Consider the following 21260-nt stretch of genomic DNA (forward strand, 5'->3'; position numbering starts at 1 on the left):
GGATCGCCGGCTCGCGCCGGTCGGGAAGGTGCTTGGCTAATACCCCGTCCGCGCCTCCGCCTCAAACCCGGACGAGCAACATTGCAGAGGTGTAATCTACGACGGGGCGTTCCCGCCGGACCTGGGCGGCTGGTCCAAAAGGAATACGCATGTTAGGGGCGCGCGGATGACGACTCCTCCGATCTCGAACATCCGGAATTTCAGCGTGGTCGCGCACATCGACCACGGCAAGTCCACCCTGTCCGACCGCCTGATCCAGCACACCGGCGGCCTGACCCAGCGCGAGATGTCTGAACAGGTGCTCGACTCGATGGAAATTGAGAAGGAGCGGGGGATCACCATCAAGGCCCAGACGGTGCGCCTGACCTATAAGGCGCGCGACGGCCAGGACTATGTGCTGAACCTGATGGATACGCCCGGCCACGTGGACTTCGCCTATGAGGTCAGCCGGTCTCTGGCGGCGTGCGAGGGTTCGCTGCTGGTGGTGGACGCCTCGCAGGGGGTCGAGGCCCAGACCCTGGCGAACGTCTATCAGGCCATCGACAACAATCACGAGATCGTCCCGGTCCTGAACAAGATCGACCTGCCCGCCGCCGAGCCGGAGCGGGTCAAGGCCCAGATCGAGGACGTCATCGGCCTGGACGCCTCCGACGCCGTGGAATGTTCGGCCAAGTCGGGCCTGGGCATCGAGGACGTGCTGGAGGCCATCGTCACCCGCCTGCCGGCGCCCAAGGGCGACCCCGACGCCCCGCTGAAGGCCATGCTGGTCGACGCCTGGTACGACCCCTATCTGGGCGTCGTCGTCCTGGTCCGCGTCTTCGACGGCGTCTTGAAGACCGGCATGCGGGTCAAGATGATGCGCAACGGCTCGACCCACCTGATCGACCGGGTCGGCGTCTTCCTGCCCAAGAACACCCCGGTGGACCAGCTGGGCCCCGGCGAGGTCGGCTTCATCACCGCCCAGATCAAGGAAGTGGCCCACGCCGCCGTCGGCGACACCATCACCGACGAGAAACGCCCCACGGCCGAACCGCTGAAGGGGTTCAAGGAGGTCCAGTCGGTGGTCTTCTGCGGCCTGTTCCCCGTGGACGCCGCCGACTTCGAGGACCTGCGCGCCGCCATCGGCAAGCTGCGGCTGAACGACGCCTCCTTCACCTATGAGATGGAATCCAGCGCCGCCCTGGGCTTCGGCTTCCGCTGCGGCTTCCTGGGTCTGCTGCACCTGGAGATCATCCAGGAGCGGCTGAGCCGCGAGTTCAACCTGGATCTGATCGCCACCGCCCCGTCGGTCGTCTACAAGATCGGCCTGCGCGACGGCTCCGAGATGGACCTGCACAATCCGGCCGACCTGCCCGACGTGATGCAGATCGACACCATAGCCGAACCCTGGATCAAGGCCACCATCCTGACCCCCGACGAATACCTGGGCGGCGTCATCAAACTGTGCCAGGACCGCCGCGGCCAGCAGGTGGAGCTGTCCTATGTCGGCAGCCGCGCCATGGTGGTTTACGAACTGCCGCTGAACGAGGTGGTGTTCGACTTCTACGACCGGCTGAAGTCCATCTCCAAGGGCTACGCCTCGTTCGACTATGAGATCACCGAATACAAGGTCGGCGACCTGGTGAAGATGTCCATCCTGGTCAACGCCGAGCCGGTGGACGCCCTGTCCATGCTGGTCCACCGCCAGCGGGCCGAGACGCGCGGCCGGGGCATGGTCGAGAAGATGAAGGAGCTGATCCCGCCCCATCTGTTCCAGATCCCGATCCAGGCAGCCATCGGCGGCAAGATCATCGCCCGCGAAACCGTCCGCGCCCTGCGCAAGGACGTGACCTCCAAATGCTACGGCGGCGACGCCACCCGCAAGAAGAAGCTGCTGGAGAAGCAGAAGGCCGGCAAGAAGCGCATGCGCCAGTTCGGCAAGGTCGAAATCCCCCAGGAAGCCTTCATCGCCGCCCTGAAGATGGACGAGGATTGATCGCCCCCCTCAAAACCCCTGGCTCCTCGCCAACCGTTCGGTGTGGAACTGAGCGTCGCCCAGGAGTTCGTTGAGGACGCGGACACGCTTCATATAGAGGCCGACGTCGAAGGCGTCGGTCATGCCGACGCCGCCGTGCATCTGGACCGCTTCCTGGACCGCCAGTTCGGCGGCGCGGCCGGCCTTGGCCTTGGCGATGGAGGCCGCAAGGTCGGCGTCTTCGCGGCCGGCGTCGATGGCCTGGAGCGCGGCCAGGGTCGCGGCGCGGGCCAAGGCCAGTTCGGTATAGAGATGGGCGGCGCGGTGTTGCAGGGCCTGGAACTCGCCGATCAGGCGGCCGAACTGTTTGCGGGTGCGCAGATACTCAAGCGTGATCTTGAAGGCCTGGTCCCCGGCGCCGGTCAGGGTCGAGGCGGCGCAGGCGCGCCCCAGCGCCAGGGCGGGGTTCAGCAGGACCTCCCCCCCGCCGACGGCGCCGATCACGGCGTCGGCGTCGATTTCGACGTCGCTCAGCGTCACGCGGGCGGCGTTGTGGGCGTCGACCATGACGGTGCGTTCGACCGCGACCCCGTCCGCCTTGGGATCGACCAGGAAGAGGGTGATCCCCTCCTCCGCCCGCGCCGCCACGATCAGGGCGTCGGCGATATGGCCGTCCAGCACCAGGGCCTTGGCGCCGTTCAGGCGAAAGCCGTTGCCGGACCGTTCGGCGCGCGCGGCGATGCGGCTGGGCGCGTGTTTGGCCCCCTCGTCGATCGCCAGGGACAGGACGGCCTCGCCGGCCGCGATACGGGGCAGCCAGGCCTGCTGGGCCTCTGAGCCGCCGTCGCTCAGCACCTTGGCCGACAGGACGGCCGAGCCCATGAAGGGGGACGGGGTCAGGGCGCGCCCCAGGCTTTCAGCGATCACCCCCGCCTCGACGGCGCCCAGGCCGAGGCCGCCGTGCGCCTCGGGGATCAGGACGCCGGCGAAGCCCATCTCGCCGAAGCCGCGCCACAGGTCGCGCGACAGGCCGTCGGGATCGCGATCGTCGCGCAGTTTGCGCAGATGGTCCAGCGGGGCGTGTTCGGCCAAGAAGCCGTCGGCGGCGTCCTGGAGCATCGTCTGTTCTTCGGTCAGGATCAGGGGCATTGGGGTCCCAGGGCTGTGCGGCGGAAGAACCTCTCCACCACTTCGTGGTCCCCCTCCCCACTGCGTGGGGAGGAGACGGCGGGGCTCAGGCGCCCGGCAGTTGCAGCAGGTGTTTGGCGATGATGTTCAGCTGAATCTCGCTGGTCCCGCCCTCGATGGAATTGGCCTTGGTGCGCAGCCAGTCGCGGGCGGCGGCGCCGCCGTGCGAGCGTTCGCCCTCCCATTCCAGGGCGTCGATCCCGCCGGCCGCCATCCGCAGTTCGTGGCGGCGCTTGTTCAGTTCCGAGCCGTAGTATTTCAGCATGGAGGCGATGGCCGGATGGGCCTGTTTGGCCTTCATCTGATCGCCGGCCCGCTCCATCGCCAGGCGGAAGGCGGCGGCGTCGATCTCCAGCTCGGCGATCCGGGCGCGCAGCATGGGGTCGTCCAGCCGGCCTTCGGCGTCGGCGCCGATCGTCTCCAGAGCAGTCTGGGCCAGGGGCCGGCCGGCGCCGACCTCGCCCATGGCGCCGATCATGGTCCGCTCATGGGCCAGAAGATATTTGGCCACGTCCCAGCCGCGGTTCAGCGTGCCGACCAGGTTTTCCTTCTCCACCCGCACATCGTCGAAGAAGGTTTCGCAGAAGGGGGACTTGCCGCTGATCAGGGTGATGGGCCGGGTGGTGACGCCCGGCGTCTTCATGTCGAACAGGACGAAGGAGATGCCCAGATGTTTGGGCGCCTCCGGATCGGTGCGGACCAGGCAGAAGATCCAGTCGGCCTTGTCGGCGTAGGAGGTCCAGATCTTCTGGCCGTTGACCATCCAGTGGTCGCCGCGATCTTCCGCCTTGGTCTGGATCGAGGCCAGGTCGGAGCCGGCGCCGGGCTCGGAATAGCCCTGGCACCAGCGGATTTCGCCGCGCACGATCTCGGGCAGGAACCGCTTCTTCTGTTCCTCGGTCCCGAAGGCCAGAAGCGCCGGGCCCAGCATCCAGACGCCGAAACTGGCCAGGGCCGGCTGGGCCTTGATGCGCCGCAGCTCCGACGCCAGCACCTTGGCCTCTTCGCGGCTTAAGCCCCCGCCGCCGTATTCGCGGGGCCATTCCGGCGCCGTCCAGCCGCGCGCGCCCATCCGCTCCAGCCACAATTTATGCCCCGGCGTGGCGAAGACGGCGTCGCGCCCGCCCCAGATCGTATCCGCCTCGGAGGCCATGGGACCGCGCACCTCGGGCGGGCAATTCTCTTCCAGCCAGGCGCGCGTTTCGGTGCGGAAGGCGTCCAGATCGGTCATGTCGCGTGTTCCCCGCGTTTCCTCTTTGGAGGGGAGGTTAGCAGATGGGTTTCGATTGGCTACGGTCATTTGCGCCCAGGCAACAGCTTGGCCGCCCGCGCGTTGGTGGTCCTGAAACTAAGGGGGCGGCCCAGGGGGCGACCATGACCTATCTGACCCGCGCGGTGTTCGGCGGCGCCAGCCTGCTGCTGCTTTTGGCCGCCACCGCCCTGATCGGCTTCGGCGTCAAGGACGCGCTGGAGACCATTCGCGCGCCCGGCCAGTCGGGGGCCGAGGCGGTGCTGGACGTGCTGGGCTATGTCATCGTCGCCATCGCCGTCTTCGACGTGGCCAAATACATCTTCGAGGACGAGGTGCGGCGCGGCAATGAGCGGCGCAGCGCCGCCGAGGCCCGGCGCAGCCTGACGAAATTCCTGTCCACCATCGTCATCGCCCTGTTTCTGGAGGCCCTGGTGGTGGTGTTCAAGGCCGCGCGCGAGGACGTCAGCCAGCTGATCTATCCGACCGCCCTGCTGATCGCGGCCGTCCTGGTGCTGGTGGGCCTGGGCGCCTTCCAGCGGTTCTCGGCCTCGGTCGAGGAAAAGGTCGGCGAGGACGACGAGGCGGAGGAGCGCAGGGACGCCGTCAAGCGAAAGGCGGGCGCCGGAAAATCCTAGTCCTTCTTCGGCAGGAAGGGCGAGAAGGTGATGACGGTGAAGGTGTCGCGGACGTGCGGTCGGGTCTGGACCTGTTTGGTCACGAAGGTTCCGATGTCGGCGTCGCGCGGCAGGTTGAACTTGGCCAGCAGATCGTGCTGGCCCGAGGTCGAATAGACCTCCGACACGTTCTCCACATGGTCCACGATGTCGGCGGCCACCTCATTGGCGTAGCCCAGCTCGGTTTTGATGAAGACGAAGATGGCGGTCATCATGGCGGGGGCTCTCCTATTGCTGGTCCGCCTCCTAAACGGTTTTGGACGCGGCGTCGAAGACGGCCAGTGAAACAATATGTTCCGCCACAGCGCCCCGAACCGGACCGCGCGGCTTTCGTTTTCTGCGGCGGCTGGGATAAGCAGGGCGCGAAGGCCGGGCGACCGGTTGAGGAAACACAGGCGTTCCGGCGCGGGTCGGACAGGCGGAGATTTGAGACATGGCCCATGATCGCGTCAGCGTGCTGAAGGCGCTTCAGACCCAGGGCGTCTGCCCGGTCTTCTATCATCCCGATCCCGAGGTCAGCCTGAACGTCATCCGCGCCTGTGCGCGCGGCGGGGCGCCGGTGGTGGAGTTCACCAATCGCGGCGACTTCGCCTGCGACCTGTTCGGCGAGATCAATCGCGAACTGATCAAGACCGATCCTTGGGTGGTTCTGGGCATCGGCTCGGTCGTCGACAGCGGCACGGCGGCCCTCTATCTGAACCGGGGCGCGCGTTTCGTGGTCAGCCCCTGCCTGGTCCCCGACGTGGCCAAGGTCTGCAACCGGCGCATGGTGGCCTATTTCCCCGGCTGCGGCTCGGTGACCGACATCGGCGAGGCGCACGAACTGGGCTGCGACATCGTCAAGCTGTTCCCCGGTTCGTCGGTCGGCGGGCCGGACTTCGTCAAGGCGGTCAAGGGGCCGATGCCCTGGGTCAAGATCATGCCGACCGGCGGGGTCGATCCCGACGAAGCCTCAATCGCCAAATGGTTCGGCGCCGGAATCGTGGCGGCGGGCATGGGATCCAAACTGGTGACGGACGCGGCGGTGAAGGCCGGCGACTGGGCCGCCATCGAGAGCTCGGTGCGCGAGGCGGTTCAGGCTGTCGCCGCCTTCCGCGCCTCCAAGGCCTGAGGTCAGCGAGGGACGTCGCCGGCTTCGGGCGGCGGCGGCCCCTCGCCGGCCGGGCGATCGGCCCGGCCGGCGCCTGGTCCCTTGCGCGCCAATATGTCGGCCATGATGCGGCGGTCCTCGACGTCCAGGGCGCCCAGAATGGCGATGGCGCCGCCTTCCAGACGGGCGCGGCCGCGCATTTCGGCGGCGCGGGAGTCATTCAGCAGGGCCTGGACCCGCTCGGGATTCATCTGCGGTTGGCGCGCGGCCTCGACCGCCTGACGGCGGGCCTCGCGCGCGGCGTCGAAATCGGGACGAGCCGACAGGGCGACGGCGCGCATGCGGGCGCGCACCTCGCGTCGGGTTTCGGGGCTCAGCTCCGCCACCAGGGCGCGAAAGCCGCCGGCGCGACCGGGCTGGCGCTGTTCGGCGACGTGCTGATCCACCTTGGCCCGGCTGACGGCGAAGGCGACCCCGCCGGCCAGGGCGAACAGGTTCAGGGCCACAGAGACCGCCAGGGCGATTTTCAGCCCGCGTCCGCTCATCGAAGAACCTCCGTATCGTCCACCCCGGTCAGGCTGGATTGATAAAGCACCGCATCAGCCCGCTCGTTGGCGGTCAGTTCGCTGGTCAGGCCGACCCCCGCCACAACCCCGGCGCAGGCCGCCGCCGCCCAGCCGGCGCCCAGATAGAAGGCGAGCCGGTCCAGATGGAAACGACGGCTTCTGGCCTTGGGCGCGGCGGCGAGAACCCGCGCGGTCAGGACGGCCGAGGGCGCCGGCGCCGGCGCGGCGTCCAGCAGGGCGTCCAGCGCCGCCGCCTCGTCGAGCACCGCCTTCAGCGACGGATCAGCCGCGATCAGGCTTTCGGCGAAGGCGCGTTCGGACGCCGGCCATCGACGCAGGTCGGCGCCGTAAGCCTCCGCCAGGGCGTGCAACCGTTGCGCCTTCATCTCGCCTCTCCTCTCAGCGCCGCAGCCGGGGCGCGGGGCGCCAGGTCCGACAAGGACTGACGCAATGCGCGGCGACCGCGCGACAACAGACTTTCCAGCGCCTCGACGCTGATCTCCATCAGGGCGGCCGCCTCGATATTGGACAGTTCCTGATAATGACACAGGACCACCGCCTCGCGCTGCCGATCCGGCAGGCGGCTCAACGCCTGTCCGACCCGCAAGCCCGTTTCGGCCGCCATCAGACCCCGATCCGGGGCCGGTCCCTCGTCGGGACGGTCGGGGGGCGTGTGCGTCGGAATCTCGCGACGACGCCGCAGCCGATCGTAACAGAGGTTCAGCGCCACCCGGTGCAGCCAGGTGTCGAACCGCGCCTGGCCCGGCGTCCACCGGGGCGCCTGTTTCCACGCCTTAAACATCGTTTCCTGAGCCACGTCCTCGGCCTCGACCGCATCGCCCAGCATCCGCTGCGCCAAGGCCAGGATGCGCGGCAGTTTGCGCGCGACGAGCGCCTGGGCCGCCGCCGGATCGCCCTGACCCACGCGGCGCACCAGATCCTCGTCGGGGTCGATGATCGCGACCAAGCCTGCCTCTTCCGATCCGGACGAAAGGGACCGATTCGCGCGCGACGGCCGACCCCGACACTGTTCTTACGCCGAACCGGCCGGCGGGGAAGCCGGTTGTTGCGCGGAGCGGGCCTGACGCCGTTCGGCGCGGTGGGCCTGGGCGGCCGCACGGCGTTCCTCGGGGGTGACAACGCCGTCGTGATCGGCGTCCATCGTGTCGAACCGTTCGCCCAGTTTGGCGGCGACGTCCGAAATCGTCACCGGACCGGCCTGGCGATGGGCGCCGTCCTTGCCGCGACGAGGTCCGTCGCCGCGACCCGCCCGTTCGCGACGACCGCCGGCCTCGCCGCGCGCCGCGCGGGCGGCCTCGAACTCGGCGCGGCTGACCGCGCCGTCGCCGTTCGCATCCAGCTTGGCGAAGCGCGAATCCGCGTGCCGGGCGCGCCGGGCCTGAACGGCGGCCTCGCGCTCGGCGACGCTGACCACGCCGTCACGATCGGCGTCCAAGGCGGTCAAGCGCGCGATGTGCTGATCCACGAATTCGGCCCGCGTCACCGGACCGGCGCGACGGGCTTCACCGCGTCGATGATGGGGGCGTTCGGCGTGGGGGCCCGAATGCGCCGCCGTCGGCGCAGCGGCCGGGGGCGGCGTCTGGGCCGTGGCGGCGCCGGCCAGGCCCGCCAAGGCGATGACGCCGAGGCCGGTCAGCAAGGTTGTTCTCATCTCGATCTTCTCCTGGGCCGTGGCAAGCACGGCCTTTTCGTCGCCCCGTCAGGAGGTTGAACGCGGGTCCGGCGATTCTCCGTCGCGACCGGCCGGAACCGCCTGCTCGAAGGCCCGACGCGCTTGGGCGCGCAGGTCCGTCAGCCGGGTCTTCAGGCTCTCGAAGTTGGGCGCCCCCGCCGCCTCGGCCAGCCGCTGCTGAAAGACCGCCGGCTCGGCCTCGGGATCGACCCGGCCTTCGAAGGCGGCCGCCAGGAGCTGGGCCAGTCGCTGCTGGATGCGCCAGGCCTCGGCCAGGATCGGGTCTTGCCCGAGGGCCTGAAGCGTCGACAGGGTCAAGGGCTCGCCCGCCGCCGCAGCCTGAAGCTGGCGGTACTGGGCGGCGAACTCGGCGTCCACCTGGCCGCCCGGCGAGAGTTTCAGGTCCCAGAAGCCGTGCGGACGGCGTTCCCGATCCATCAGGGCGCGCATCCGGCGCACATCCGCCGCCACATCGACGCCCGGCCGGGGCCGCCGCAGCGCCGCCTCGATCCCCGCCGACACCCGCTCGGCGAAGGCCGGGTCGCTGGCCCAGACCACGCGCGCGCGGGTCAGGACCATGAACTCCCAGGTCTCGGCCTCGGCGGCGTAATAGTCGTCGAAGGCGGACAGCCGCACCGAGACCGGGCCCTTGGACCCGGTGGGCCGCAACCGCATGTCCACCTCATACAGGCCGCCCTCGGCCGTATGGGCCGAAAGGGCCGCGATCAGCCTCTGGGTGAAGCGGGCGTAGAAGACGTCGGCGGTCCAGCCCTTGGCCTCGGACACGGCCTCGGGCGGGGCGTCGTAGAGGGTCATCAGGTCCAGGTCCGACCCGGCCGTCATCTCGCGCGACCCGGCCTTGCCCAGGGCCACCACGGCGACCGCGCCGGGAAAGGCGCCGCCCAGCCGTTCCGCCTCGACCAGGGCGGCAGGGGCCAGGATACGCATGGCGGCGTCGGCCAGATCGGCATAGGCCCGGCCGGCGGCCTCGGCCCCCGCGCGGCCGGTCATGGCGTGCAGGCCGATGCGGAACATCTGTTCGCGGTGCAGGCGCCGCACGGCGTTCATCGCCCCTTCGAAATCCTCCGCCTCTCCCGCCTCGCGCAGCATCTGTTCGCCCAGGCCGGTGTCGTCGGACAGGTCGGCCAGGAAGCGGGCGTCCAGAATCCCGTCCAGGGCCGCAGGCTGACGGCCCAGGGTGCGGGCCAGGCGCGGCGCGAAGGCCATGACCCCCAGCACCATTTCGAACAATTTGGGCTGGTTCAGGAACAGGGCCTGAACCTGAACCCCGGCGGCCAGGCCCGAAAAGAAGACGGCGAACCGGCGAAAGGCCTCGTCCGGCGCGCCCGTGCGCGCCAGGGCCTCCAGCAGGCGCGGCGCCAGGCGGGTGAACAGTTCGCGGCCCCGCTCGGTCCGGGTCGCGGGAATGCGGCCGTGGTGCCAGGACCGGATGGTGTCGGCGACCGAGGCCGCCTCGGAAAACCCCATGCGGCCCAGGGTCAGAAGGGTCTCTGGATCGTTCTCCACCCCAGTGAAGACCAGGCTGCCGTAGCTGGAATCCAGGTCTTCCCCGCCTTCGAACAGCTCGCCGTAGCGGGCGTTGACCCGCCCCAGCAGCGCTTCGACATGGGCGTCGAAGGCGGCCAGATCGGCCCAGCCGGCCAGGGCGGCGACGGCGGCGCGCGCCTGGGGGCTCTCGGGCAGGCGGTGGGTCTGTTCGTCGTCCAGCATCTGGACCCGGTGTTCCAGCCCGCGCAGTTCGACATAGGCGGCCGACATCTCCTCGGCGACCGCGGTCGGAATATGGTCGGCCTCGGCCAAGGCGGTCAGGGCGGCCAGGGTGCGCGGCGCCCTCAGGTCCGGGTCGCGTCCCGCCAGGATCAGCTGCTGGGTCTGGGCGTAGAATTCGATCTCGCGGATGCCGCCCCGACCCAGTTTCAGATTGGCGCCGGCGGCCTGAAGCCCCTCGCCCGTCTTGTGGACGTGGATCTGTTTCTTGATCGACTGAATGTCCAGAACGGCGGCGTAGTCCAGGCTGCGGCGCCAGACGAAGGGCCGCAGGGCCTTGACGAAGCGGGCGGCGGCGCGGGGATCGCCCAGCACGGGCCGGGCCTTGATGAAGGCCGCCCTTTCCCAGTTCTGGCCGACGCTCTCGTAATAGGCCAGGGCCATGGGGGCGGCGACCACCGGCGGGGTGGAGGACGGATCGGGCCGCAGCCGCAGGTCGACGCGGAAGACATAGCCGTCGGCGGTGCGTTCGCTCAGCAGGCCGGCGATCCCCTTGCCGACGCGATTGGCGAAGTCCTGCATCTCCTCGCCCTCGCGCAGGGCCAGGCCCATCAGGCGCGGCTCGAAGAAGAGGGAGATGTCGATGTCGGACGAATAGTTCAGCTCGTGCGCGCCGTGCTTGCCCATGGCCAGGCCGAACAGGCCAGGGATGGGCCCGCGCGGATCGTCGGGCGGCGAGACCAGCCGCCCCCTCGCCCGCTGCTCGGCGGCGACGGCGCGCAGGGCGGCGCGGCAGACGGCGTCGGCGAAGCCGGACAGGGCGCCGGTGACTTGATCCAGGTCCCAGACCCCGCCGAGGTCAGCCAGGGCCGTCAGCAGGTGCAGATCGGCCTTCAGCACCCGCAGAGGCGCGCGGACCTCATCGGGTTCGGCGTTCAGGGCGTCGGTGTCGGCGAGGATGCGGATCAGGCCCGAGGTCGGATTGGTCTCCAGCAGGCGGCGCAGATGGGCGGGGCGACGCCGCATCAGGCCGGCGAGATAGGGCGAGGCCCCCGCCACCGGCGCCAGGGCCGGCCAGGCCGCGTCCAGAGTGTCGGCCCAGCCCTCGGATGCGGCGGCCTCGAACAGGGTTTCGTGCAGGCGTTCGGCGGCGGCGGGGTCGGCGACGGGACCGGCGGGGACGAGGCTATGCGCCAACGGAACTGAGGTTTTGGTTTCGGGCATCAAATCATCCGCTCATCCCGGCGAAAGCCGGGACCCAGTGCTTTCGCTCGGCAATGCGTTGGACCACGATCCAAGACACACTCACAAGCCTGAACGCCCAAAGAACTGGGTCCCGGCTTTCGCCGGGATGAGCGGAAATTAGGGGAGATCAGGTCGAGGCCGAGGCCGGCGGCAGAACCAGGGCCACGCGAAGACCCGGCCCGTAACCCTCATAGGCGCCGGGGCCTTCGTCCAGCACCACCCGGCCGCCGTGCGCCTCGGCCACAGCCGTGACCAGAGACAGGCCCAGACCCGAGCCCGGCTCGGTGCGGCTGTTGTCCAGCCGCACGAAACGTTGGACCACCCGTTCGCGGTCCTCCTCCGGCACGCCGGGGCCGGTGTCGGTGACCGAATATTCGATCTCGCCGGACGACCGCCGCCGCGCCCGCAGCTTCACCGCCCCGCCGGAGGGCGTGTATTTGATGGCGTTGTCGATCAGATTGGCCAGGGCCTGGGCCAGGAAGGGCTGGTTGCCCTCGATCATCAGGCCGGTCTCGATCTCGGCCGAGAAGTCGATGTCCTTGTCCTCGGCCGCCGGTTCGTACAGTTCGGCCATGTCGGCGGCCAGGGCGGCGGCGTCCATCCGCTGGGGGTCCGGCGCCCCGCCCGATTGCAGCCGGGCGATGGCGAGCACGGTGTTGAAGGTCTTCAGCAGATGGTCCGCCTCGTCCAGGGCCACGCCCAGGGCGTCTACCCCGTCGATCTGGCCCGCCTCGGCGTCGATCAGCGCCACCTCCAGCTTGGCCCGCATCCGCGTCAGGGGCGAGCGCAAGTCGTGGGCGATGGCGTCGCCGGCGTGGCGGATGGAGGCCATGGACGCCTCCAGCCGATCCAGCATCAGGTTCAGCCCCTGGCTGAGTTCGTCAAGCTCGTCGCCGGAATGGCGGATCGGGGCGCGGACCTTCAGATCCCCCTCCTGCACGGCTGAGACGACCCGGTTCAGCCCGGCCATGGCGCTTTCGACCCGGCGGCTGATGTAGAGGCCGCCCGCCAGGCCCAGCAGGATGACCAGACCCATGGCGCCCCACAGGGCCTGGGTCAGGCGGGCCAGATAGTCCTCGACGTCGCCGATGTCGGCCCCGACGAACAGATGTTCGCCGCCCGCCAGCCGGGTGTCGATGCCGATCGACTGGCGCCGCCGCACCCGGCCCTCGGCGTCGGTGTCGGTCAGGCGGAAGGGCTCCCAGTCGCCCGTATCGACCCCCTCGGGCACGTCGGAGATGTTGGCGGTGATGATCTTTCCGTCCGCCCCCTTCAGCACATACAGATAGGGGCCGGCGCGGATGGCGCGCTCGACCAGGGCCTGGTTCAGGGCGTCGAGGCCGCGGGTGCGATAGACGGCGGTCAGGGCCGCCCGCTCGGCCTCCACCTCCGCCTGGGCGCGACCTTGCGCCTCCGAGGCCGAGGCGAAATAGACATAGGCCAGGATCGCCCCCGCCGCCGCCACGAACAGGGCCAGGAACAGCAGCGTCAGCCGAAAGGGCGTGCGGCGAAGGAGGGAGGGAAGGCGCATGGGGCTTGTTAGTGGCGAGTGACGCGTGGCGAGTGGCGAGCAAGCGCAGGGACAGACAGAGGCTTCCGCGGGGCCTGACCATAAGTCGCCGCTCGGTCGCCAGCCTCAATCATTCTCGCCACTCGCCACTAACCACTCGCCACTCCGAACGTCACGCCTCCAACCGATACCCCGCGCCGCGAACCGTCTGAAGCATGGCCTTGTCGAAACCCTTGTCGATCTTGGAGCGGAGGCGGCTGATGTGGACGTCGATGACGTTGGTCTGGGGGTCGAAATGGTATTCCCACACCTTCTCCAGCAGCATGGTGCGCGTCACCGACTGGCCGGCGTGGCGCATCAGGAACTCCAGCAGTTGGAACTCGCGCGGTTGGAGGTCGATCTCTGTGGTTCCGCGATGAACCGTGCGGGCGATCAGATTCATCTCCAGATCGCCGACCTTCAGCACGGTCTGGACCCCGCCGGTCTCGCGGCGCCGCGCCAGGGCCTCGACCCGCGCGATCAGCTCGGCGAAGGCGTAGGGCTTGACCAGATAGTCGTCGGCGCCGGCCTTCAGGCCGGTGACCCGGTCCTCGACTTCGCCCAGGGCCGACAGGAAGAGGACCGGAGTCTGGTCCCCGCCCTTCCTGACCGTCTCGACCATGCCGACGCCGTCGAGACGCGGCATCATCCGGTCGACCACATAGACGTCATAGCCGCCCTTTTGCGACTCCAGCAGGCCGAAGGCGCCGTCCACGGCATGGGTCACCTCATGGCCGGCCTCGGTCAGGCCGCGCACCATGGCCGTCGCCGCCTCGGCGTCGTCCTCGACCACCAGAATCCGCATCGAAACCCCTCCCGGAATCAAAATCGCCGCCGATGGTAGCGCATCGGCGGCGATTCAGTGAGTTACGGCTTGGTCAGATTACCGATCAGTTCTTGGACAGTTCGATCTTCGGGCGGGAAGCTCGACGCAGCCATCTCCTCGGTCAACAAAAATTGACGAAGCGGAATACAGTTTCAAGTTGACGACTGAACGACTAAAACGCGAACCAACTGAGCGCCACTTGGCATTCGACCTGGGAGATCAAACGTGAAGAGAACACTGATTGCTTTGAGCTTGTTGTCGTCAGCCATAGGTTCGTCCGCCCTCGCATCACCGACAGCGCCGTCTCACCAACCCACCTCCGTGCGGACGGTTATGGTCTGCATAACCAATCACTACCCAGATGGGGCGCCATTTTTAGACTGCCAGATCGTATATTTATACGACGACGAGATCATTCAAGCGTGATTTCTAAAAGTGAACAGCCCGCCATCAGAAATGATGGCGGGCTGTTTCGTGCTCTATTTTTTGAAAGTCAGCACATAGGGTACGTTGCCCTGACCCCGAACCCAGATCAGGAGATAAGCTCCGGATCGGCCAGACGCTTTCACCGAAGCTACGGCGTTTCGGAAGTCGTCCACGGTTCTTACGGGCGTATTCTGAACCTGCTGGACCACGACCCCTTGCCCAAGGCGGGCATCGACACCGGTTTCAACACCCATAATCGCCAAACCTTCGACGGAGGCCGGCGCGCCCAGACGTTGGCGCAGGGCTGGAGTGAGAGGAGTCAAGTTTAGACCTTCGACTGTGGCCGAAGCTCCCGAAGGATCGTTCGGAGCGGCTCCGCCTTGGCCGAGGCCGTTTTCGCTGTTCAGTTCCGTCTCAGAAGGGCGGGTACCGGATCGTGCCGTGATCGTTTGTCGGCGACCGTCACGCAGCACCTCCATCCGAAGCGTGTCTCCCGGCTTAGCCGCGCCAACTAAGCGCGTCAGCTTCGTCGATGAATCAATCACCTCGCCATTCAGCGAGACGACAAGATCGCTGAACCTGAGGCCAGCCTTGTCGGCCGGACCTTCAGGGGTAACCTCAGCAACGAGGGCGCCCTTCTGGTCGGCTTTCAGCCCCAAAGCACCCAACTCCTCGGTGGTTGGCGTACTGATTTTCACGCCGAGATAGCCTCTCTCAATCACCTCCCCACGCATCAAGCGCGACGTGATCTGCTTAGCGATTTCCGCCGGAATCGCGAAGCCTATGCCGACTGACGAGCCAGTTGGAGACAGAATGACGGAGTTGACACCAATAACGCGACCGTAGACATCAAAGGTCGGCCCGCCCGAGTTCCCGCGATTGATGGCGGCGTCGATCTGCAGAAAATCGGTGTATGCTGAAGAGGCATCCGGCAAGCTGCGGGCTTTCGCAGAGACAATCCCCGCCGTCGCCGTGCCGCCCAGCCCGAAGGGGTTGCCCACAGCGATCACCCAGTCGCCCACGCGGGGTTCGGCCGTTTCTTCAAAGCTGACGTATTTGAAGTTGTCGCCATCGACCTTGATCACGGCCAGATCGGTGGCCTCATCGCGCCCCACCAGACGCGCGGGCAGTTCGCGGCCGTCCGACATCTTGACCTTGATCTCGGTGGCGTCGGCGACGACGTGGTTGTTGGTGACGATGAAACCGTCCTGCGAGATGAAGAAGCCCGAACCGGCGCCCTGGGTGGTGCGGGGTTCGGCGTCTTCGCCGTCGCTGCGGCCCTGGGGCGGGACGAACTGGAACGGCAGGCCGGGGATTTGGAAGGCGCCGCCCTGGGGCTGATCCACCTTGACCGTCACGTCGATCTGGACGACGGCCGGGGCGACCTGGTCGAAGATGTCAGCGAAGCTGTTGGGCGCGCCGGGCGGAGGCGAGAAGCGGTCGCCGTTGGCGGGGACGGGGGTGATCCGGTTGACGGCCTGGGGGTCGGCGTGGGCGCCGGGCCAGGTGACGATCCCGCCCGCCGTCGCTCCCGCCGCCAGGGTCAGGCCGGCCAAGGCCCCGAGAATGAACTCTTTGCGCTTCAGCATCTTGTTCTTGCGATCCTCTGTCGGGGCCGCGCCCCGTCTCGCTCTTGATATAGGCCGAACGGGCGTTACGCCAATTTCAGCGTTCGATGGTTGATCCCGACAAGCGCCCGTCGTGAGGCGAGGTTGCGTCCAGATCGCGGCGAAGCGTCTCATTTGCGAGAACTTCGTCCAGCCGACGCTCCTCCTCAGGCGAAAGGGGCGCGACCTCGACCGGGCGGCGGCGCGCGCGCAAGGCCAGAGCCGCCCCCGCCAGCAGAACGAGGATGAAGGGGCCGAACCACAACAGCCAGGTTCCGACCCGCACCGGCGGGGTGAACAGGACATAGTCGCCGAACCGCCGGACCAGATCCTGACGCACGGCCTGATCGGAGGCGCCGGCGGCGATCTGTTCGCGGATCAACCGGCGCATGTCGCCCGCCACCCCCGCCGGACTGTCGGCGATGGCCTCGTGCTGGCAGACGACGCAGCGCACGTCCTTGAACAGGGCCTGGGCGCGGGCTTCCTGAGCCGGGTCGCTCAGGGGGCGGTCGGGGGCGGCGGCGGGCTCGGCCGCCGTCAGCATCAGGGCCAGGAGCGGCGCAGCCAGCAGGATCGAGAGCCGCCTCACGCCGGCCTCCGCCGTCGCGCGCCGACGCCCAGCCGCAGCCGGCGATCCAGCAGGGACAACAGGCCGCCGAAGGCCATGATCATCGGCCCCAGGAAGATCAGCCGCGCCCAGGGATTCCAGTACAGGCGGACGACCCAGGCGGGAGCCTCAGTCGTTCCGGCCCGCTCGCCCATCACCACATAGACGTCGTCCAGACCCCGGAAATCCAGCCCCACCTCGGTCGTGGTCTGGCCGCCCGCGGGAAAGAAGCGGCGTTCGGCCGTGACGGTCTTCGCCCGACCCCGGTCGTTTGACGGTCGCACGGTCAGACGCCCCTGTTCGGCCAGATAGTTGGGGCCTTCGACCACCCGGACCTGATCCAGCGTGACGGTCCAGGGCCCGGCGGAGACGGTTTGGCCCAAGGTCAGGGCGCGGGCCGCCTCGGCCTTGAAGCCGGTCTCGACCACCGCCCCCAGGATGAAGACCCCCAGACCCAGATGGGCCAGGCTCATGCCCCAGGCGCCGAGCGGCAGACCCTTGAGGCGACGCAGGGTCTCGGCGGGCGAGGCGCGGAACAGCCGCGCCCGTTCGGCGACCTCGGCCAGGGCGCCCAGGATCAGCCAGGCGCCCAGGCCGATCCCGGCGGCGGCCAGAGCCTTCTTCGGCGACCACAGAGCGTAGGCGGCGAGGGCGCAGACCAGGGCCAGACCCGCCGCCACCGCCAGCCTCTGCATCGCCCCGGCCAGGTCGCCGCGCTTCCAGGCCAGCAGAGGCCCCGCAGGCAGGATGATGAAGGCGACCGTCATCAGCGGAACGAAGGTGGCGGCGAAATAGGGCGGGCCGACCGAGATGGTCGCGCCGGACGCCGCCTCCAGGATCAGGGGATAGAGGGTGCCCAAAAGCACGGTCGCCGCCGCCGCCGTCAGGAACAGATTGTTCAGCACCAGGGCGCCTTCGCGGCTTATGGGTGCGAACATTCCGCCGCCCTTCAGCTGGGGCGCGCGCCAGGCGAACAGGGCGAAGGCGGCGCCGGCCGTGAGACCCAGGATGGCCAGCAGCATCAGCCCCCGCTGGGGATCAACGGCGAAGGCGTGGACGCTGGTCAGGACGCCGGAGCGCACCAGAAAGGCGCCCAGCATGGAGAAGCTGAAGGCCAAGAGGGCCAGGAAGACGGTCCAGCCCGCCAGGGCTCCGCGCCGCTCGGTAACCACCGCGCTGTGCAACAGGGCCGCGCCCGCCAGCCAGGGCATGAAGCTGGCGTTCTCGACCGGGTCCCAGAACCACCAGCCGCCCCAGCCCAGCTCATAATAGGCCCAGAAGGAGCCCAGGGTGATGCCGACGGTCAGAAAGGCCCAACTGGCCAGGGCCCAGGGGCGCACCCACCGGCCCCAGGCGGGCCAGAAGGCGGTCTGAGCCCGGCCCTCGATCAGGGCCGCAACCGCCAGGGAGAAACAAACCGAAAACCCGACATAGCCCGCATAGAGCAGCGGCGGATGGACGGCCAGGGCCGGGTCCTGAAGCAGGGGGTTCAGCGAGGCGCCCTGGAAGGGGGCGGGGTCCAGGCGGACAAAGGGGCTGGAGGTAAAGACGGCGAAGGCCAGGAACAGCGAGCCCAGAGCGCCTTGGGTCGCCACGGCCGAGGCCTTCAGCCCGAACGGCAGGCCGCGCGCGCGGGCCAGGACGGCGCCGAAGACCGTCAGGACCAGGCACCACAGCAAGAGCGATCCCTCGTGACTGCCCCAGGCGCCGGCGACCTTGTACAGCATCGGCTTGTCGGTGTGGCTGTTGGCCGCGACGTTGGAGACCGAGAAGTCCGAGATGACGAAGGCGTAGATCAGGGCCGCAAAGGCCAGGGCCGTCGCCGCCGCGGCGCCGATCGCCGCCCCTTCAGCCGCCCCGGCCAGCACGGGGCTGCGCCGGGCCCGCCCCGCCGCCGACAGCACGGTCTGAAGCACCGACAGGGCCAGGGCCAGGGCAAGGGCGAAGGCCCCGAACTCGACGATCATAGGCTTTCAGCCTGCGGCCTATTTGAGCGCATGGTCTCGGTCGAGGTTTCCGGCCGCCACTCGCCCTTGGCCTTGATCCGGTCGGCGACCTCGCGCGGCATATAGTTCTCGTCGTGCTTGGCCAGGACTTGGCTGGCGTGGAAGACGCGGTCGGCGCCGAACGCCCCTTGCGCCACGATCCCCTGCCCCTCGCGGAACAGGTCGGGCAGGTCGCCGTGATACTGGACCTGGGTCGCGGCGATATTGTCGGTGACGGTGAAAACGACGACGCCATCGCCAGACTTCCGCACGCTGCCCGTCTCGACCAGGCCGCCCAGCCGGATGTTGCGGCCTTCCGGCGCCTTGTCGACGGTAGCCTCGGACGGGGAATAGAAGAAGGTCACGCTGTCCTGCATGGCCCACAGCGACAGGCCGACCGCCAGGGCTAGGATCGGCGCCACGGCGGCGACGATCCACAGGCGACGGCGCGCCTTCGGCGATTTCGGCAGCCAACTCATGACTTAGCGGACCCGCTCCCCGACGGATTTTTCTTTCCGTCTACAGAGGCCGGCGCCCCGCGCCAACGGCTCATTCCGCCCTCGGCAGGCGGCGTTCCAAATCCTTGCGACGCGGATCGGCCGGATCGAGGGCGGCGATCAGCGGCGTCCACATGGCCCGTGTCGTGGCCGCATCCCCACGACGCAGGGCCGCCTCGCCCAGGAAGAAGCGGGCGCCCAGCTGATCGGGATCGTGTTTCACCGCCTGGCGGAAGGCGGCCTCGGCGTCGGCGCCGATCTGGTCGTCATTGGCCCGCACCAGGCTTTCGCCCAGCCGCGCCCAGGCCTGGGCGTTCTCGGGCTCCCGCTCGATCAGCCGACGAAAGGCCGAGGCGGCGCCCAAGGGGTCGTCGGCGGCGAAACGGGCCGCGCCCAGCATGGCCAGGGCCTGGGGGTCGTTCGGTCGATCCTGGGCCGCGCGCGCCGCCACAGCCGCCAGTTGGGCCGGCTGCAGCGTCTCCAGCCGGGTGGACCAGTCATCCACCCGCCGCTGATAGGCTTGGTCCGGCAGGCCCGGCGATCCGGTCAGGATGTAAAGCCCCAGGGCGGCGGCCGTCGCGGCGGCGATCCCGCTCAGAACCCACAGCCGGTCGCGACGGCCCGTCTGGGGCGTCGGCGTCGTCCCTGACTGCCCGGCCAGCAGACGCCGGGCCGCTTCGGCGCGCGCCGCCGCATGGGCGGCCTCGTCCAGCAGCCCCCGCGCCTTCAGACGGTCCAGTTCGGCCAGTTCGCGCGCCCCGATCTCGGCCTGCGTCGCCGGAGTCGGGTCGGCGCCGGAACGCGCGCCGGTCAGCACCAGAAGGGCGGCGCCGGCCGCCGCGAGACCGGTCATTATCCAGAAGGCGATCATCCCCGCCGTCTATCGCATCAGGCGGCGGCGGGCGAGGCCCCTTGGGTCGCCAGAAGCGCCTCGGCGGCGGCGGCGCGACGTCGCACCGCCCGCGCGGCCTCCAGCGCGTCGATCAAGGTCAGGAACCGCGCCGCGACGCCGACCAGACGCAAGGGTCCCTCCGGCTGGGCGACCTGGCCGTCCGCCAGATGATCCAGGGCCTCATTGGCCCAGATGGACAGATAGTCGGTCAGCTCGGTCTTCAAGGCCATCCGATCCGCCTCGCAGCCGAAGACGACGGCGGCGCCTCTCAGCCCCCCGACGGCGTTCAGCAGGCCGGCGGCCGCCTCGACCGCCTCGCCCGTCGCGGGCGCGTCCAGCCAGGGCGAGAGTCGCGTCATCCGGCCGCTCAGCCTCTGCCGCTTCATCGGCAGGGCCGCATGGACGGCGGCCGAGGCGGACTTCATCAGGCCGGACATCTGACCCGCCACCTGGATCCGCGCCATCCGGGCGGCCCGGCCCCAGGGCGAGTCCGGCCGCATTTGCAGACACAGGTCGATCTCGCCCAGCACCCCGGCGCACCAGGCGACCTCCTGAACCACCTCGGCCATGGCGGCCTCATCCGGGCTGGGCCGGGCGGCGGCGATCCGTGCGACGCGCGTTGTGACCGAGGCCAGCAGACGTTCGACAAAGACGCCCATGTCGGAATGGCTCAGCATCGCCTCCTTATCGGCGAGGCGATTGGTGCGGGTCACGACACGCAGCATCCGTTCGGCGTCGGCGACATGGGCGAAGAGGATGTCGACCATCCGGCGCCCGCCTTCGGGCGAGACGGCAAGACAGTCCTGGATCAACAGACGCAGTCCCGCCGCCTGTTCGTCGTCGGGACGATCGAGCCAGGCAGGCAAACGCGGCGTAGCGGTTCGCGCCAGAGGGGCCAGGTCGAAACAGCCGGCGAGCTCCGCCGGGGTCGGAGCGGGGGCGGCGGCGAGCGACAGGTTCGACACCGGCGCCGGCGGAGACGGATCGGCCCAGACGTCGCCGGGCCGATCCCGCAGCACAGCCGCCGCCCGGGCGCACAGACGATCGGCGACCAGGGTCCAGTCGCCGTGCGACGGACCCGCCCCGTCCAGCAGGCTGAGATAGGGCTCGTCGCCGATCTTGGCCTCGCGCCAGAGACGGGCCAGAACCGGCCGGGGAAAGGTCAGGGCCGCCACTTGGTCGGCGCGCGGCCGGAACAGGGGGATCAGCGGCGCGAACGCCTGATCCCGGCGGGCGCGATCGCGGATTTCCGCCTGAATCAGGATCGCCAGTTCGCCCGCCTTGTCGCCCGGCAGTCCGCCGACAGCCGCCTCCAGCTGCGCCAGACCGTCATCGGGGCAGGCCTGGACGACCGCCTCCAGGGCGGCGCGATGGGCGGCGGACAGGGCAGTCAAGACGGTTCCCTGGGTAAGATTTGAGGCCCGACCCTGCACCAATGTGATTAACAACGGCTTGGCGCCCCTTGAGCCGGTCGCGCGGCG

Annotated in this window: 19 protein-coding genes; 3 read left to right on the top strand and 16 right to left on the bottom strand. The window is 69.0% G+C overall.

Annotation, left to right across the window (positions count from 1 at the left end; genetic code table 11):
• The first annotated feature begins 166 nt into the window (after positions 1-166).
• Positions 167-1975, top strand: coding sequence for a translation elongation factor 4 (lepA, locus tag JL11_RS16770; RefSeq protein ID WP_054766668.1), 1809 nt, complete (start codon positions 167-169; stop codon positions 1973-1975).
• 9 nt (positions 1976-1984) lie between these two features.
• On the opposite strand, the gene JL11_RS16775 is transcribed toward lepA, so the two are convergent.
• A complete protein-coding gene (locus JL11_RS16775; protein ID WP_054766669.1) occupies positions 1985-3103 on the bottom strand; it encodes an acyl-CoA dehydrogenase family protein in 1119 nt (372 codons plus the stop codon).
• 85 nt (positions 3104-3188) lie between these two features.
• Entirely contained in the window at positions 3189-4373 is a 1185-nt protein-coding gene (locus JL11_RS16780; RefSeq protein WP_054766670.1) for an acyl-CoA dehydrogenase family protein, read from the bottom strand.
• A gap of 143 nt (positions 4374-4516) precedes the next feature.
• Here JL11_RS16780 and JL11_RS16785 point away from each other — a divergent pair, with 143 nt between their 5' ends.
• A complete protein-coding gene (locus JL11_RS16785) occupies positions 4517-5029 on the top strand; it encodes a hypothetical protein (RefSeq protein ID WP_054766671.1) in 513 nt (170 codons plus the stop codon).
• On the opposite strand, the gene JL11_RS16790 is transcribed toward JL11_RS16785, so the two are convergent.
• On the bottom strand, positions 5026-5283 hold the full coding sequence (locus JL11_RS16790) for an Lrp/AsnC ligand binding domain-containing protein (protein WP_054766672.1): 258 nt from the start codon (positions 5281-5283) through the stop codon (positions 5026-5028). The two genes, JL11_RS16785 and JL11_RS16790, sit on opposite strands and share 4 nt — an antisense overlap.
• Before the next feature lie 218 nt (positions 5284-5501).
• On the opposite strand from JL11_RS16790, the gene JL11_RS16795 reads away from it, so the two are divergent.
• A complete protein-coding gene (locus tag JL11_RS16795; RefSeq protein WP_054766673.1) occupies positions 5502-6179 on the top strand; it encodes a bifunctional 4-hydroxy-2-oxoglutarate aldolase/2-dehydro-3-deoxy-phosphogluconate aldolase in 678 nt (225 codons plus the stop codon).
• A gap of 2 nt (positions 6180-6181) precedes the next feature.
• Here JL11_RS16795 and JL11_RS16800 read toward each other — a convergent pair whose 3' ends face one another.
• The 13 genes from JL11_RS16800 to JL11_RS16860 form a co-directional block, all read right to left on the bottom strand.
• Complete coding sequence (locus JL11_RS16800; RefSeq protein ID WP_054766674.1) at positions 6182-6703, bottom strand: periplasmic heavy metal sensor; 522 nt, start codon at positions 6701-6703, stop codon at positions 6182-6184.
• Entirely contained in the window at positions 6700-7110 is a 411-nt protein-coding gene (locus JL11_RS16805) for a hypothetical protein (protein WP_054766675.1), read from the bottom strand. The genes JL11_RS16800 and JL11_RS16805 overlap by 4 nt, the downstream gene beginning before the upstream one ends.
• Positions 7107-7691 carry an RNA polymerase sigma factor gene (locus JL11_RS16810; protein WP_054766676.1) on the bottom strand — a complete coding sequence of 195 codons (585 nt, stop codon included), beginning with the start codon at positions 7689-7691 and terminating at the stop codon, positions 7107-7109. The genes JL11_RS16805 and JL11_RS16810 overlap by 4 nt, the downstream gene beginning before the upstream one ends.
• A gap of 66 nt (positions 7692-7757) precedes the next feature.
• Positions 7758-8396 (bottom strand): hypothetical protein, encoded by a 639-nt coding sequence (locus JL11_RS16815; RefSeq protein WP_054767049.1) that lies wholly within the window; start codon positions 8394-8396, stop codon positions 7758-7760.
• Between the two features lie 48 nt (positions 8397-8444).
• Positions 8445-11369 carry a bifunctional [glutamine synthetase] adenylyltransferase/[glutamine synthetase]-adenylyl-L-tyrosine phosphorylase gene (locus tag JL11_RS16820; RefSeq protein WP_054766677.1) on the bottom strand — a complete coding sequence of 975 codons (2925 nt, stop codon included), beginning with the start codon at positions 11367-11369 and terminating at the stop codon, positions 8445-8447.
• Positions 11370-11517: 148 nt separating this feature from the next.
• A complete protein-coding gene (locus tag JL11_RS16825) occupies positions 11518-12921 on the bottom strand; it encodes a sensor histidine kinase (protein ID WP_054766678.1) in 1404 nt (467 codons plus the stop codon).
• A 151-nt stretch (positions 12922-13072) separates the two neighbouring features.
• The gene (locus JL11_RS16830) at positions 13073-13744 is read right to left on the bottom strand and encodes a response regulator transcription factor (RefSeq protein ID WP_054766679.1); all 672 of its coding nucleotides are present in this window, start codon (positions 13742-13744) and stop codon (positions 13073-13075) included.
• Positions 13745-14244: 500 nt separating this feature from the next.
• The gene (locus tag JL11_RS16835) at positions 14245-15780 is read right to left on the bottom strand and encodes a trypsin-like peptidase domain-containing protein (RefSeq protein WP_054766680.1); all 1536 of its coding nucleotides are present in this window, start codon (positions 15778-15780) and stop codon (positions 14245-14247) included.
• Positions 15781-15856: 76 nt separating this feature from the next.
• Positions 15857-16387, bottom strand: coding sequence for a cytochrome c-type biogenesis protein (locus tag JL11_RS16840; protein ID WP_054766681.1), 531 nt, complete (start codon positions 16385-16387; stop codon positions 15857-15859).
• On the bottom strand, positions 16384-18372 hold the full coding sequence (locus JL11_RS16845) for a heme lyase CcmF/NrfE family subunit (RefSeq protein ID WP_054766682.1): 1989 nt from the start codon (positions 18370-18372) through the stop codon (positions 16384-16386). The genes JL11_RS16840 and JL11_RS16845 overlap by 4 nt, the downstream gene beginning before the upstream one ends.
• A complete protein-coding gene (gene ccmE, locus JL11_RS16850) occupies positions 18369-18869 on the bottom strand; it encodes a cytochrome c maturation protein CcmE (protein WP_054766683.1) in 501 nt (166 codons plus the stop codon). The genes JL11_RS16845 and ccmE overlap by 4 nt, the downstream gene beginning before the upstream one ends.
• A 70-nt stretch (positions 18870-18939) precedes the next feature.
• Positions 18940-19740 (bottom strand): c-type cytochrome biogenesis protein CcmI, encoded by an 801-nt coding sequence (ccmI, locus tag JL11_RS16855; protein ID WP_231681341.1) that lies wholly within the window; start codon positions 19738-19740, stop codon positions 18940-18942.
• 35 nt (positions 19741-19775) lie between these two features.
• Entirely contained in the window at positions 19776-21173 is a 1398-nt protein-coding gene (locus JL11_RS16860; protein ID WP_054766685.1) for a hypothetical protein, read from the bottom strand.
• Between the last annotated feature and the right edge of the window lie 87 nt (positions 21174-21260).

Origin of the sequence: Brevundimonas sp. DS20 (assembly GCF_001310255.1) — a bacterium.
GTDB lineage: Bacteria > Pseudomonadota > Alphaproteobacteria > Caulobacterales > Caulobacteraceae > Brevundimonas > Brevundimonas aurantiaca.